The sequence below is a fragment of the Bacterioplanoides sp. genome, from assembly GCF_965219715.1.
Lineage (GTDB): Bacteria > Pseudomonadota > Gammaproteobacteria > Pseudomonadales > Oceanobacteraceae > Bacterioplanoides.
Genome location: NZ_OZ244785.1, coordinates 3,929,890 through 3,942,631, shown reverse-complemented (window position 1 = coordinate 3,942,631; position 12,742 = coordinate 3,929,890). Strand labels below are relative to the sequence as shown.

At 48.1% G+C, this 12,742-nt stretch carries 14 protein-coding genes; 5 read left to right on the top strand and 9 right to left on the bottom strand.

What is annotated here, in order from left to right; all coding sequences use genetic code 11:
• Nucleotides 1–160 precede the first annotated feature (160 nt).
• Nucleotides 161–1,354 carry a succinyldiaminopimelate transaminase gene (gene dapC, locus ACOQOZ_RS18375; protein ID WP_420589605.1) on the top strand — a complete coding sequence of 398 codons (1,194 nt, stop codon included), beginning with the start codon at nt 161–163 and terminating at the stop codon, nt 1,352–1,354.
• A 12-nt stretch (nt 1,355–1,366) separates the two neighbouring features.
• Nucleotides 1,367–1,801, top strand: a complete 435-nt coding sequence (locus tag ACOQOZ_RS18370) for a SufE family protein (protein ID WP_420589604.1) — start codon at nt 1,367–1,369, stop codon at nt 1,799–1,801.
• Between the two features lie 218 nt (nt 1,802–2,019).
• Here the strand turns inward: ACOQOZ_RS18370 and ACOQOZ_RS18365 are convergent, their stop codons facing one another.
• From ACOQOZ_RS18365 to ACOQOZ_RS18355, 3 genes are all read right to left on the bottom strand, one after another.
• Nucleotides 2,020–2,667 carry a hypothetical protein gene (locus ACOQOZ_RS18365; protein WP_420589603.1) on the bottom strand — a complete coding sequence of 216 codons (648 nt, stop codon included), beginning with the start codon at nt 2,665–2,667 and terminating at the stop codon, nt 2,020–2,022.
• Nucleotides 2,664–4,022 carry a peptidylprolyl isomerase gene (locus ACOQOZ_RS18360; protein WP_420589602.1) on the bottom strand — a complete coding sequence of 453 codons (1,359 nt, stop codon included), beginning with the start codon at nt 4,020–4,022 and terminating at the stop codon, nt 2,664–2,666. Before ACOQOZ_RS18360 ends, ACOQOZ_RS18365 begins: the two co-directional genes overlap by 4 nt.
• A gap of 104 nt (nt 4,023–4,126) precedes the next feature.
• Nucleotides 4,127–5,158, bottom strand: coding sequence for a phospholipase (locus ACOQOZ_RS18355; RefSeq protein WP_420589601.1), 1,032 nt, complete (start codon nt 5,156–5,158; stop codon nt 4,127–4,129).
• Nucleotides 5,159–5,430: 272 nt separating this feature from the next.
• Between ACOQOZ_RS18355 and ACOQOZ_RS18350 the strand changes: the two genes are divergently transcribed.
• Both ACOQOZ_RS18350 and ACOQOZ_RS18345 read left to right on the top strand, forming a co-directional pair.
• A complete protein-coding gene (locus tag ACOQOZ_RS18350) occupies nt 5,431–5,835 on the top strand; it encodes a MarR family winged helix-turn-helix transcriptional regulator (RefSeq protein WP_420589600.1) in 405 nt (134 codons plus the stop codon).
• Between the two features lie 7 nt (nt 5,836–5,842).
• The gene (locus tag ACOQOZ_RS18345; RefSeq protein WP_420589599.1) at nt 5,843–6,307 is read left to right on the top strand and encodes a PaaI family thioesterase; all 465 of its coding nucleotides are present in this window, start codon (nt 5,843–5,845) and stop codon (nt 6,305–6,307) included.
• 43 nt (nt 6,308–6,350) lie between these two features.
• Here the strand turns inward: ACOQOZ_RS18345 and ACOQOZ_RS18340 are convergent, their stop codons facing one another.
• The 3 genes from ACOQOZ_RS18340 to fba form a co-directional block, all read right to left on the bottom strand.
• Nucleotides 6,351–6,992 carry a hypothetical protein gene (locus ACOQOZ_RS18340; RefSeq protein ID WP_420589598.1) on the bottom strand — a complete coding sequence of 214 codons (642 nt, stop codon included), beginning with the start codon at nt 6,990–6,992 and terminating at the stop codon, nt 6,351–6,353.
• A 71-nt stretch (nt 6,993–7,063) separates the two neighbouring features.
• Entirely contained in the window at nt 7,064–7,531 is a 468-nt protein-coding gene (locus ACOQOZ_RS18335; protein WP_420589597.1) for a bacteriohemerythrin, read from the bottom strand.
• Nucleotides 7,532–7,735: 204 nt separating this feature from the next.
• Entirely contained in the window at nt 7,736–8,800 is a 1,065-nt protein-coding gene (fba, locus tag ACOQOZ_RS18330) for a class II fructose-bisphosphate aldolase (protein ID WP_068657787.1), read from the bottom strand.
• 206 nt (nt 8,801–9,006) lie between these two features.
• Here fba and ACOQOZ_RS18325 point away from each other — a divergent pair, with 206 nt between their 5' ends.
• Nucleotides 9,007–9,909, top strand: a complete 903-nt coding sequence (locus ACOQOZ_RS18325; protein WP_420589596.1) for a fructose bisphosphate aldolase — start codon at nt 9,007–9,009, stop codon at nt 9,907–9,909.
• A 75-nt stretch (nt 9,910–9,984) separates the two neighbouring features.
• Here ACOQOZ_RS18325 and ACOQOZ_RS18320 read toward each other — a convergent pair whose 3' ends face one another.
• The 3 genes from ACOQOZ_RS18320 to ACOQOZ_RS18310 form a co-directional block, all read right to left on the bottom strand.
• The gene (locus tag ACOQOZ_RS18320) at nt 9,985–10,158 is read right to left on the bottom strand and encodes a hypothetical protein (RefSeq protein WP_420589595.1); all 174 of its coding nucleotides are present in this window, start codon (nt 10,156–10,158) and stop codon (nt 9,985–9,987) included.
• A 7-nt stretch (nt 10,159–10,165) separates the two neighbouring features.
• The gene (locus ACOQOZ_RS18315; RefSeq protein WP_420589594.1) at nt 10,166–11,326 is read right to left on the bottom strand and encodes an ankyrin repeat domain-containing protein; all 1,161 of its coding nucleotides are present in this window, start codon (nt 11,324–11,326) and stop codon (nt 10,166–10,168) included.
• Between the two features lie 224 nt (nt 11,327–11,550).
• Nucleotides 11,551–12,711: a phosphoglycerate kinase gene (locus ACOQOZ_RS18310; RefSeq protein WP_420589593.1), complete on the bottom strand. Its 1,161-nt coding sequence runs from the start codon at nt 12,709–12,711 to the stop codon at nt 11,551–11,553.
• Between the last annotated feature and the right edge of the window lie 31 nt (nt 12,712–12,742).

The following is a 12,742-nucleotide window of genomic DNA, read 5'->3' as shown; positions in this document are numbered from 1 at the left end:
GCCAACCCGTCAGCGACTGACTTGGCTTGTATCAAGCTTCCTGCGTAACGAACCTATTATTTTTCTCAGTGTATTTTAACCAGCATAACAACGGCAGCAGCCACTATCACAAACTGGTATACTGCCGCCCCGAATAACGCTTGCAGAACACTGGTGTGGTATGAATCCGGATCTTAACAAATTACAGCCTTATCCGTTCGAAAAACTAACAAAATTAAAAGCGGCGGTATCACCGAATACCGAGCTGCCACACATTGCTTTATCGATTGGTGAGCCAAAACATCCGGCGCCGGACTTTGTCCAGCAGGCTCTGACCGGCAATATTAAGCGACTGGAAAATTACCCGACCACCAAAGGTCTGCCAGAGCTGAATCAGGCCATTGCCGACTGGCTGAAACAACGCTTCTCGCTTGATGCGATTGATGCGGTTTCTCAGGTCATTCCGGTAAACGGTACCCGTGAGGCTATTTTCGCTTTCACTCAGGCCGCAGTTGATCGCAGCGCCAGCAACCCTCTGGTTGTCAGCCCGAATCCGTTTTATCAGATCTATGAAGGTGCAGCTTACCTCGCAGGCGCAGAGCCTCATTTCTTGCCTTGCTTAGAAGAGAACGGCTTTATGCCGGACTTCGACAAAGTCGCTCCTCAGGTATGGGATGACTGTCAGTTGTTGTTCCTGTGTTCTCCGGGTAACCCAACCGGCGCGGTGATTCCATTTGAACAACTCAGCAAGCTGATTGAGCTGGCAGACAAACACGACTTTATTATTGCCAGCGACGAGTGCTACTCAGAGATTTTTGTCGACAGTAAGGAAGCGCCTATCGGACTGCTGGAAGCGTGTCAGCGCTTAGGCCGCAACGATTACAAGCGTTGTGTGGTGTTTCATTCATTGTCCAAGCGCTCCAACCTGCCGGGATTACGTTCCGGTTTTATCGCCGGTGATGCCGACTTACTCAAGCCTTTCCTGCTGTACCGCACCTACCACGGCTGCGCGATGCCAATCCAGACTCAGCTGGCCAGTATTGCTGCCTGGAATGACGAGCAACATGTCGAGGAAAACCGTCGTCAGTACACCGAAAAATTCCGTGCCGTATTAGAAATACTGCAACCGGTTGCTGATGTTCAGCAAACCGACGCCAGCTTTTATTTGTGGCTGAAGACACCGGTGAATGAAGAAACATTTGCCCAGCAGTTATTCGCTCAGCAACACGTTACAGTCCTGCCCGGCTCTTATCTATCCCGTACAATTGATGGCATTAATCCGGGTGAAGGCCGGGTGCGTATGGCACTGGTTGCCAGCGTAGAAGAATGTATTGAAGCGGCACAGCGCATCAAAACCTTTATCGAAACCCTTTGATTCAGAAGTATTATGGCAATTACACAAAACACTTTTGGTAACGACATAACCAGCGACGATATTCTCGATACACTGGGATTTTTTGACGACTGGGAAGAACGTTACAAATACATCATTGATCTGGGCAAACAGCTGCCGGCAATGGCTGACGACAAAAAGAACGATGATTTCCTGCTGCGCGGCTGCCAGAGCCAGGTTTGGATTGATAGTGAAATCAATGACGGTGTCTTAAGCTTTGAAGCCGACTCCGACGCTCACATTGTGAAAGGTTTATTGTGTGTTGTGCTGGCAGCGTACAACCACAAATCTGCCGCAGATATTATCGCTTTTGATATTGACGCGTATTTTGATGGCGTTGACCTGGTGAAACATCTGAGCCCGACCCGGGGTAATGGCTTACGCTCCATGGTTCAGAAAATTAAAGATACCGCGCAACAGAATCTTTAATCCATTAAAAGACATAATTATCAGCAGTTATTTGACGCAAAACTGCGTCAAATAACCGAGTATGACAATTAAGTTAAAGGTCTTATTGTGATTGATGGAAATTAGCGGTAAATTCACCTTTCCACTCTATTTTTAGACGGACGAGTTATTTTTCGTCCGTTTTTTTTACCTGATTGATGACCCTTCGTTTCCTGAAACAACGTTTAAAATATTAACCGTTAGTTATTATTTTCAGCGGCCTGTGGATCTTCAACACCAAGATTATTCGTCAGCCAATCATCGGCTGGTGCGTAGTTATCTTCCATAATATCCGGATATTCACGTTTCAGTTCTTCAGCCATTTCCTGAATACCCTTAATTTTATTACGGGCAAATTCAAGCTGCTCCTCATCCACGCCTTCGCGCTGGCCACGCTCAATCATTTTTTCCAACTCTGCAACTTTGCTTTTACTCGCTTCAACATAAGCACGGTAAACACGCATCTTCTGACGCCGTTCGTATTGTTCGTATTGCTGCGGATCTTCCAGTTGCTCTGGCGACGGCTCTTCATCACGCTGCCGGCTTTGATTTAAAGCCGGTGCTCTCGGGTCGCCGTTTTCAATGCTGTCGCGAAAGGATGCTATCGCCTGCTGGTCGAGTTCAATCTCCGCACGGGGCTCAATAACGGATTCTGTCTCCGGCTCAACCGCGTCAACGGTCTGAGGCACAGCCACCACTGCAGGCTTAACCGGCTCCAACGGATCACCGTCTGCCATAACGGCTGAAACACTTTCACCCGACTGAATCTGAACCAGCTCGTCATTTTTCAGGTTCAGCAGTAACACAGTCAGCAATGCAGCGACTGCAACTGCAACACTCCACTTCATGGTTTTTTCCGACGTTTAAAAGCTTGGGGATTAAGGTGTACATCCGCACTGTTACGTAATTTTTGCTGCAGGGCATAAAATTCGTTTTTCAGTTGTTTTAACGCAATATCGCGACTGGCTTCGTAATGCACCGTTGCATCCGTTACGTCCAGGTAACCATCTTCCCGTTCATCGATATAGAGAATTTCGTAAACCACTTTGCCGTCACCTTGTGGGCTACGAAACGGCATCGACGTTTGTCCTTTCTGATGCGCAAAGGCAACGGAATGAATCCAGCCACGATTGCTGTCTTTACGAATTAACCAACCAAGGTCGCCGGGAACTTTGGCATTTTTATCGTCAGCAATCGAATACCGGGCAATGGCATCCTCAAAACTCAAACCATGTTCCAGCTCATGTTTTACTTTGTCAGCCTGCTCCTGCGTTGCCAGCTGAATATGGCGGGCTTTTACTTTTTCGACCACGGCAAATTCATCTTTGTGCTCGTTGTAGAAAGCCAGCACCTGATCTTGCGGGATTTGCTCTGCGCGCTGGCGTAATACCGGGTTGTCGTCATGGACATCAGCGTATAAACCCATGCTTTGCAGTAGTACCGTTTTATCCTGCTCGTTAGCAACAATCTGCTGTACCGCGGCAACGTCTTCCGCCGGAATGTTATTTTCTGCCCAGTTCATAACAAATAAAGAACCGGCACGCTGACGGGCCTCGGCATGTAAATGTTTCAGGTCGGCATTGAGCATAGACAAGCGCCCCTGAACATTCTGGCGACGATAAATATCCCACAGACTCAGACTGACTTTTTTATTTCCCAAATCAATTTCAGCCACCTGGGTATTGCGGGCAACGTTTTCCTGCTCCGCGGTTGCCTCGATATTGACGCTGGAATTCAGAGCAAATATTGCTTTGTATTGTTCAGCTGTCAGCTGTGGATTAAAAGTCAGAATGCCATCCAGTGACTTTTCCGGTAATGCCTGAATGGCCGCAAACAAATCTTTTTCATGGGCTTTGCGCAGCAACGCAACACTGCGGTCTTCACGCTGCACCTGACGTAAAAAACCCACTTTGTTTTCTTCCGCTAATAATTCGGCGGGTAAATTCTCACGCGCATAAGCAGCCAGCAAAGCATCATCCACAATGCGCTGCATCGCCTGCGGCGGACTCACCGGCTGGCTTGGATGGTTATAAGAACGCCAGAAAATTTCAAGTACCGGCGCACTCAGTGTCAGCTCACCCATACGCGCAACGAGCCGAGGATCTTTAATATCATTATGAACAGCCGACATAGCTGTGGAAGTCGCCAGAATCAGAGTGGCAGCGAATGATGCGTTGCGGCAGAAGTTAAATAATTTCTTCATTTTTGTCTCAGGAAAAGCGGTGACACGATAGCGTTTAATTATGGAGCCATTAAAACAAAAAAGGCGGACCTGAGTCCGCCTTCCTTACGCAGTCTGACGATTAATCAGAAGCGTTCAACTGCGTGGTTCAGCACATGAACGGTCATTGCAATCGCATGAGGAATAACAATCTGTGCCGTCTCGCTACGATCCGCATCACTGGTGCTGCTCAGTACAATACCACCACGGCTGTAAGAGATTGCGCCGCCTTCGGTCAGCAGTGGACGAATATCGTTCTGACCTTTAGGAACCGGTGTGAAAGACTTCAGTGCTTCGGTTACTGCAGCTGAATCATTCATGTTTTTCTTGTCGTAGTTGTCCTGTACCCAAGACTCCCAACCACCGTGGTTGTTAGCAGAAGTTGACCAGGTGTGGTGCGGCTGCAACAAGTCAGTTGTGTGCAGAGCGAAACCCAAGGTCTGAGCCGTTGGCTTTTTCAGGAACTGGTTGTACCAGTACTGACCCAGGTTATCGATTGGCTGGAACGCCGCTTTTTCGAAATCTTCGTAATGAGACTTATGAGAGTGAGTATCCAGACGGTAGTTCTTTTCAGTAATACCGTAGGAGTTGTACTCGGAATCTTCATTACACCAGCGCCAGAAGCACCAGCCCGTCATACCACCTTTACCATCGTCCAGGTGATCGCCAACTAACCAGGCACCTAACAGCTTATCTTCAGTACCTTTTACCGGAATCTGGCTGTTGTTGTAGCCAGGAATATCGTTACCGTGAACATCACCGCTGCGAGAGTGGTTCTGGAAGTGCCACCAGGCGGTGTAAGTTGCAACAAAGCTACCAATACCGAATACCGGAGCCTGAACACAGTCGCCGGTTACCGCGCCACACAGATAAGTGTCTTTGAAATCATCGACGTCATAGGCGCCCTGGCCAATTGCATCACCAAACTGTTCTACCGTCAGGCCTGCCGCTTTAGCAGCCGCTTCCAGCTTGGCAAAGTTGGTTGTACCCGGGTTCGCTTTCATATAAGCCACAGCATCAGTAACGATACGTTTGTGCGTTGGCTGAGTGAATGCATGGCTATCGATTGCAGCCAGCGTCAGCATGCTACCCATGGCAAGAGTTAAAGAAGTTTTCATTGGCGAGCCACCTGTTATTTTTTTGTTGGCTGATTCTTTATTTGGCTCAAACGTCAGTAAATTTAAGCCATTATTCTTATAAAATATGGATCGAAGCTTACCGGTTAATGAAATATCACTGCAACAAAAAATTAACAATTGGCTTCCTCTGTCCTGCAATGGCCTCTATTTTCCAACATCAGATCAGCATCCTGTCATAAAAGACCAGAAAGTCTTGCCCCGCTTTCTACGAATAATTAGTATGCACTCAAATATTTTGCACGCAAAACAATATGAAAAACGACGACTGCATTTTTCATCTGCTCAATAAAGCCGCACGTTCCGCCGGTAAACACTGGCATAGCCGGGTTAAAGACCTGCAACTGACGGCAACCCAGGCCAAGGTACTGACGTTTATGCTGGACCTCAGCAATCCCACCAGCCAACAACTGGCGGAGCACTGCGCTCTTGATAATGCCACGCTGACCGGTGTGATTGATCGCCTGCTGAACCTGCAATTGGTTGAGCGCAAGCCCAGTGACTCTGACCGTCGGGTATTACACATTAACTACAGTGAGCAAGGCCGGGAGATTGCAGAGCAGCTTAAGTCGCGTCAACAGCCCGCCAACGAAGAATTCTTAACTGCACTGACAAATGCAGAGCAACAACAACTCAGACAACTATTACAAAAACTATGAGGCTTATATGAGCGATTCTCAGCAGAAAGACGATCATTACCGCGCACTGGAAGAGATGTACCAATGCGCTCCGGTAAACGAGTATTACAAGCCGGTGATGACCATCAGCGAAGCAGAAGCCGAAATCACCATCGATATCCAGCCGTCCATGTTCCACACGGCAGGCGCCACCCATGGCTCGGTGTATTTTAAAATGCTGGATGATGCCGCATTTTTTGCAGCGAACTCGTTAGAAGAAGAGGTGTTTGTATTAACCACCTCGTTTACCACTTACATCACCCGTCCGATTGCCAGCGGTAAAATGATCGCCAAGGGCAAGGTTGTGAATAAGAACCGCAGCCAGTGGATTGCTGAGGCAGTAGTTTACGACGAAGAAGGACGGGAACTCGGCCGTGGTAACGGCATCTTTGTGCGCTCAAAAATTCAGCTGAATGATACCCGCGGCTACAAAGACTATATGGCTGCTCGCTGAGCAGATTAACGGCCCGAAGCTTCGGGCCGGACAGTCGAACCAGTTAAAACATATAACCAACACGCAACGTAGCAAGTGCAAGGTTTGGATACCAGGTGAGTACATTCTCTGCGCGTCTTACCGTATCGCGATCTCCTTCTGATACCCGCTCCTGAACAGATTGAGTCACTTCACCAGATAGTGGCAATGTCAGAGTGATCCAGTCCACCGCCATACTCCAGTTATCAAACTGCCAGTGATTAGAAATGCCCAGTTGCGCCATATGGGTCTCAGCTTCCGTGCGGAAGCCCTGGTCTGTTACCGGAATATTGTAAATCTCCGGGTCCAGAAACACCTCATTACTGCGATACACATAAGCACCACTGAGATTAAAGCTGTTACCAAAAAAACGACGTAATACCAGACCTGCATGCCGCTCTTTAAAACCCGCTAACTTAAGCTTGGAAAAGTTTACTTCGAAGCCACTGTTCATATAAGACAAGCCAAGCTGCCACTGATCCGACAAGTTGAAGTTAACAGCAGCGCCTTTTGAGCCCGGGAATGGCAGAGAGACCAGCGACAACCCCAGATCAACGCCCACGGTATGATCAGCTCTGAATTCTCGTGAAGTTTGCGCTGCCGCGCCAGATATAAGAAAGGCGCTTAAAAGGAAACAAACACCTTTAGCGAACAAGGTTCTGAACATCTTCCGTCCCTGAATTGAGTTAAAGGACAGCAAGATACCTGAATTAGCGGTTAATTGCAGAATATGATCACTCAGGCTTCTTCAGTCTGACCAAAAATGCGATCAAGCGCGGCGTTAATCCAGCCTTGTTTTTTATTCAGCACCTTTTTAACCACCGGCACATAGTCCACATCTTCATGTTTAATGTGCTGAATCAGCCACGCCATCAACGAAGTGCGGATGCGGCGAGCAACGCCAAACGGATCCTGGCCGTTTAACAACGAGTCTTCGAGCTTTTTGATTTTATCTTCGAAACGACGATGTACTTGCTGATGAGCTTCCAGCAGCACGTAACCAGCTTGGTTCATCAGTTGCTCTTCAAAAGCGAAGTGATCAAGGGTGTAGTCTTTCAAGCGCTCCATCACATCAAAGATCATCGCTACGTCTTCATGAAAAATCGCGACGTTAATCTCGTTGATGTAATCGACAATGCGCTTATGTTGAGAGTCAATAATATCGATACCGAGGTTGAGGTCCTCGGTCCACTCGAAATGGTCCATATTTCCTAGCCATCCCTGTTGCTGTTTAGTAATTACTCAGTAGTTTAGGGAGAGGATTGGGAAAAAAATTGATCCAGATCAATTCACATACTTTTTGAGTGGTCTTTTTACATTCGACGAATTTATCCCGACCAGAGCCATAAATCGCAGGCAATAAAAAACCGGCCTGGGCCGGTTTTTCAGAACGATCAGAATTGCCTGAAATTAAGCAATTTTCGGATCCAGTTCACCAGACTGGTAACGATCAAACATCGCATCCAGAGACAGTGCCTTGATCTTTGAAGCGTTACCGGCAGTGCCAAAAGCTTCATAACGATCAACACAGATCTGAGACATAGCCTTAACAGACTGAGCCAGATATTTACGTGGATCAAACTCACCCGGGTTTTCTGCCATAAAGCGACGGATAGCACCGGTCGATGCCAGACGCAGGTCAGTATCGATGTTTACTTTGCGCACGCCGTGTTTGATGCCTTCAACGATCTGCTCAACCGGCACACCGTAAGTTTCAGGAATATCACCACCGAATTCATTGATAATCGCCAGCCACTCCTGCGGTACAGAAGAAGAACCGTGCATTACCAGGTGAGTATCCGGGATACGCTTGTGAATTTCTTTAATCTGGTCAATCGCCAGAATGTCACCCGTTGGTGGACGAGTGAACTTATAAGCACCGTGGGAAGTACCACAAGCAATCGCCAGTGCATCAACACCGGTTTGCTTAACGAAGTCAGCAGCTTCTTCCGGATCGGTCAGCATCTGATCGTGAGTCAGAGTGCCTTCAGCACCGACACCGTCTTCTTCACCGGCCTGACCGGTTTCCAGAGAACCCAGAACACCCAGCTCACCTTCAACAGAAACACCACAACCGTGTGCCATTTCTACGGTGCGCTTGGTCACATCAACGTTGTACTCATAAGACATTGGCGTTTTGCCGTCTTCACCCAGAGAACCGTCCATCATGACCGAGCTGAAACCCAGCTGGATAGAACGCTGACATACAGTTGGAGAAGCACCGTGGTCCTGGTGCATACACACAGGAATATGTGGGAATTCTTCGATTGCTGCCAGAATCAGGTGGCGCAGGAAAGGAGCACCTGCATACTTACGGGCACCAGCAGAAGCCTGAACAATAACTGGAGAGTCAGTTTTGTCCGCCGCTTCCATGATGGCGCGCATTTGTTCAAGGTTGTTAACGTTAAAAGCAGGCACGCCGTAGCCAAATTCGGCGGCGTGATCCAGCATTTGACGCATGCTAATCAGGGCCATTGTATTACCTTCTAATAATGGGGGTTCACGGTTGGCGGCATTGTACCACTCAAAGGCAGACTTTCAGACCCCGAATATCAAATCTCACACAAATGAGAATCAGAATTATTCATTGAAATTTAACGCAAAAAAGCTTAAAAATGCCCACCGGATTCTCAGGGTTACGGACACCCTAACTTTTAACGATACCTCAGGAGCGTTACACAATGGCCTCATCAGCACAGCAAGCCATGCTGGAAAAAGTCATCAGTCAAAATGGATTTGTTGCCGCACTGGATCAAAGTGGTGGCAGCACCCCCAAAGCATTAAAGCTGTATGGTGTTGAAGAGTCGGAATACGATGGTGATGAAGCCATGTTTGCCAAGGTGCACGAGATGCGCACCCGCATCATCACCGATCAGGCGTTTGATGGTCAGCGTGTATTAGGTGCCATTCTGTTTGAGAATACGCTGGATCGTGAGATTGAAGGAAAATCATCTGCCCATTATTTATGGCAGGAAAAACAGGTTGTGCCGTTTCTGAAAGTGGATAAGGGTCTGGCCGATGAAGCCGACGGCGTTCAACTGATGAAACCTATGCCAGAACTGGATCAGCTGCTGGCCAAAGCTAACACCCAGGACGTATTTGGAACCAAAATGCGCTCGGTGATCAAACAGGCCAATGCCGAAGGTATTAAGGCTGTTGTGGCGCAACAGTTTGAAGTCGGAAAACAAATCATTGCTGCGGGTCTGGTACCGATTATCGAACCGGAAGTGGATATCAACTGCCCGCAAAAAGCTGAAGCGGAAGCACTGCTGAAACAAGCGTTAATCGAAAACCTGCAGCAGCTTAATGCCGATCAGAAAGTGATGCTAAAAGTTACTCTGCCAGAACAGGCTAATTTCTATAAAGAATGCATCGAACAGGCGAACGTTATTAAAGTCGTTGCGCTCTCCGGTGGTTACAGCCGTGACGAATCCAACACTCGCCTGAGTAATAACACTGGCATGATTGCCAGCTTCTCCCGCGCATTAACTCAGGGGCTTTCCGCTCAGCAAAGCGATGCGGATTTTAATAGCACACTGAACGAAACCATAGAATCGATTTATCAGGCTTCCATCGCAGGTTAAACCTCGCTTGATTCGTATATAAAAAACGCCGTACAGAAGACTCTCTGCACGGCGTTTTTTTATGCATGTTTTTACTCAGAAGCGTCCGCTCGGTGGCGTACCGCCAGGAACAACCAGAATCGGATGCTCCGCTTGTTGCTGCACAGTATCTTTTGCCGATTGAGCAGCAGCACTGTCATCATCGGTAACAAAAGGTTCAGTAGCACAAGCGGTTAACATCACGGCAAAAAACATCAGAGCATATCGCATTATTTATTCACTTCTTTTTTCGCGCATTTTTAATCAGGAATGAAAACAGATCGACCGCTGCGCGTACCTGAGCTGCCGTTCGCTTGTCTTTATCATTGCTGAACAAATCAACAACATAACCATTGTCACTTCCTCCCGAAGACGATGAAGAAGAAGCCACTGCTGAAGCACGCACTTCGTGACGTAAGCTGGTCATTTGTGACTGCATCATTTCCATCTGTTTAACCATTAACTGACGCTGTTTAAACAACACATCAATTCGTTTGCCTTCGTAGGTCTCACACACTTCCATTTCATTATCATAACGACATACTCCTTTGCCGTGTGGAATTCCGTTTGCCAGAGGTCCGTCCCAAACCAGATCGTTATGCACATACATTTTGCCATGGTGCATTTCACCCTTGTGAAACTCACCAATAAAACGTTTTCCCAGGGCGGTTTTCGCCTCCCCTTCGCCATGGGCAACACCGTTCTCACAAGAGTCCGTCAGCAGATAATATTCGCTGTCGGTAATCGGGCAAGGCTGGTTCTGTTCCAGTGTTTTCTCCAGATTTTCCAGAGCCAATTCCTGGCGCTCAAGGGCTGTTTCGCGATAGCTGCCGCGCGGCATATTTTCGAGATATTTCTGATAACTTTCGTAGCTGTCTTTTAAACGTGCCTGTTGCCATAACGCCTGATCGCTGCGGTAACTGGCGACAATGCCTGCAGCTCGGTTCAGGTCACAGAATTCAATCAGCTGGTTAACCGTCAGACCAATTTTACTGCGTTTTCTTGCCGTACACGCAATCGACTTGGTTGATGCCAGATTGAAGTCAGGGTTAAACGGCAATAACCGCGAGATCGAGTCGGGTCTGTTCAGCACCGCCAGGTGCAACGGCGTCATGCCACGCTTGTCAGTCACATTCACATCAATGCCGGCATTAATAAGGGGTTCAATCATCCGGCTGCTGGATAACACCGCCTGATGCAGCAGGGTACGGCCGAACGGGTCACGCTTGTGCAGACGTTCCTCATCCACCAGCACAGCATCCAGATCCGGCATATATCCGGTTTTCACAATGGTGAATTCGGCTGGTTGACGTACTGAAGCACAGCCTGTGGTAATTGCGATCAGAGCGATGCAGAACAATCGCGGGAGTAAGCCTACGGAGATGGAGAAGCGTGCCATAACGTTCCTTGTTTAAAATCCATAACAGAGCATAAATTGTCTGCGATAACCCGGATGAATATTGCGGGTTGCTTCACATAATGACAATTATATTTCTAATAGCAGCAAAACAGAATGGTTATTAATCTGGAACAATCAGCAAGCAATAAAAAACCGGTAGCAACCCATGCCACTACCGGTTTATCAGATCTGTGAGCGCAATCGCTCAGCGCATTATGACACGCTTATTTAGCGCGTTGCTCCAGGATAGCAACGGCTGGCAGTGTTTTGCCTTCAACGAATTCCAGGAACGCACCACCACCGGTGGAAATGTAAGAAACCTTATCGGCGATTTCGTACTTATCCACGGCAGCTAAGGTATCACCGCCACCAGCGATAGAGAAACCGTCGGAGTCAGCAATTGCCAGAGACAGCGCTTTGGTGCCTTCACCGAACTGATCGAATTCGAATACACCCACCGGGCCATTCCAGATGATGGTTTTTGCTTCTTTCAGCTGTTCTGCCAGTGCTTTGGCAGAATCAGGACCGATATCAAAAATCATATCGTCTTCAGCCACGTCATCCGCAGACTTCAGAGTTGCCTCAGCCGTTTCAGAGAATTCTTTACCACACACAACGTCGGTCGGAACCGGAATAGATACTTTTTCCATCAGCGCTTTGGCGTTTGGAATCAGGTCGTTTTCACACAGAGACTTACCAACCGGTTTGCCTGCAGCGGCCAGGAAGGTGTTCGCAATACCACCACCAACAATGATCTGATCACAAATATCAGACAGGCTTTCCAGCACTTCCAGTTTGGTCGAAACTTTAGAACCACCAACAATCGCCACCAGCGGACGCGCCGGGTTATCCAATGCTTTGCCTAACGCATCCAGTTCAGCAGCCAGCAACGGGCCAGCACAGGCAACCGGTGCAAATTTAGCCACACCGTGAGTTGACGCTTGTGCACGGTGAGCCGTACCAAAGGCGTCCATAACGAATACATCACACAGCTCAGCGTACGCTTTCGCCAGCTCGTCTTCGTCTTTCTTCTCACCTTTGTTGAAACGAACGTTATCTAACAGAACCAGTTCGCCTTCAGCCACTTCAACACCGGCTTTAAAATCTTTAACCACATTAACATCACGACCCAGCAAACCCGCTAAGTGATCAGCAACCGGCTGCATGGAGAATTTCTCTTCGTATTCACCTTCCGTTGGACGACCCAGGTGAGACATTACGATAACCTTGGCACCGGCTTCCAGCGCGTGCTGAATAGTCGGTAAAGACGCACGAATACGAACGTCAGACGTTACTTTGCCGTCTTTAACCGGCACGTTTAAGTCTTCACGAATCAGGACGCGTTTTCCCTTCAGGTCCAGATCGGTCATTTTTAATACAGTCATGGTCACTCCGCTGCTATAAGCCGTTGCACCC

What these genes read in the sequence shown, in the direction of transcription:
- dapC (WP_420589605.1), top strand. Translation starts at nt 161, where the DNA reads ATGAATCCGGATCTTAACAAATTACAGCCTTATCCGTTCGAAAAACTA.
- ACOQOZ_RS18370 (WP_420589604.1), top strand. Translation starts at nt 1,367, where the DNA reads ATGGCAATTACACAAAACACTTTTGGTAACGACATAACCAGCGACGAT.
- ACOQOZ_RS18365 (WP_420589603.1), bottom strand. Translation starts at nt 2,667, where the DNA reads ATGAAGTGGAGTGTTGCAGTTGCAGTCGCTGCATTGCTGACTGTGTTA.
- ACOQOZ_RS18360 (WP_420589602.1), bottom strand. Translation starts at nt 4,022, where the DNA reads ATGAAGAAATTATTTAACTTCTGCCGCAACGCATCATTCGCTGCCACT.
- ACOQOZ_RS18355 (WP_420589601.1), bottom strand. Translation starts at nt 5,158, where the DNA reads ATGAAAACTTCTTTAACTCTTGCCATGGGTAGCATGCTGACGCTGGCT.
- ACOQOZ_RS18350 (WP_420589600.1), top strand. Translation starts at nt 5,431, where the DNA reads ATGAAAAACGACGACTGCATTTTTCATCTGCTCAATAAAGCCGCACGT.
- ACOQOZ_RS18345 (WP_420589599.1), top strand. Translation starts at nt 5,843, where the DNA reads ATGAGCGATTCTCAGCAGAAAGACGATCATTACCGCGCACTGGAAGAG.
- ACOQOZ_RS18340 (WP_420589598.1), bottom strand. Translation starts at nt 6,992, where the DNA reads ATGTTCAGAACCTTGTTCGCTAAAGGTGTTTGTTTCCTTTTAAGCGCC.
- ACOQOZ_RS18335 (WP_420589597.1), bottom strand. Translation starts at nt 7,531, where the DNA reads ATGGACCATTTCGAGTGGACCGAGGACCTCAACCTCGGTATCGATATT.
- fba (WP_068657787.1), bottom strand. Translation starts at nt 8,800, where the DNA reads ATGGCCCTGATTAGCATGCGTCAAATGCTGGATCACGCCGCCGAATTT.
- ACOQOZ_RS18325 (WP_420589596.1), top strand. Translation starts at nt 9,007, where the DNA reads ATGGCCTCATCAGCACAGCAAGCCATGCTGGAAAAAGTCATCAGTCAA.
- ACOQOZ_RS18320 (WP_420589595.1), bottom strand. Translation starts at nt 10,158, where the DNA reads ATGCGATATGCTCTGATGTTTTTTGCCGTGATGTTAACCGCTTGTGCT.
- ACOQOZ_RS18315 (WP_420589594.1), bottom strand. Translation starts at nt 11,326, where the DNA reads ATGGCACGCTTCTCCATCTCCGTAGGCTTACTCCCGCGATTGTTCTGC.
- ACOQOZ_RS18310 (WP_420589593.1), bottom strand. Translation starts at nt 12,711, where the DNA reads ATGACTGTATTAAAAATGACCGATCTGGACCTGAAGGGAAAACGCGTC.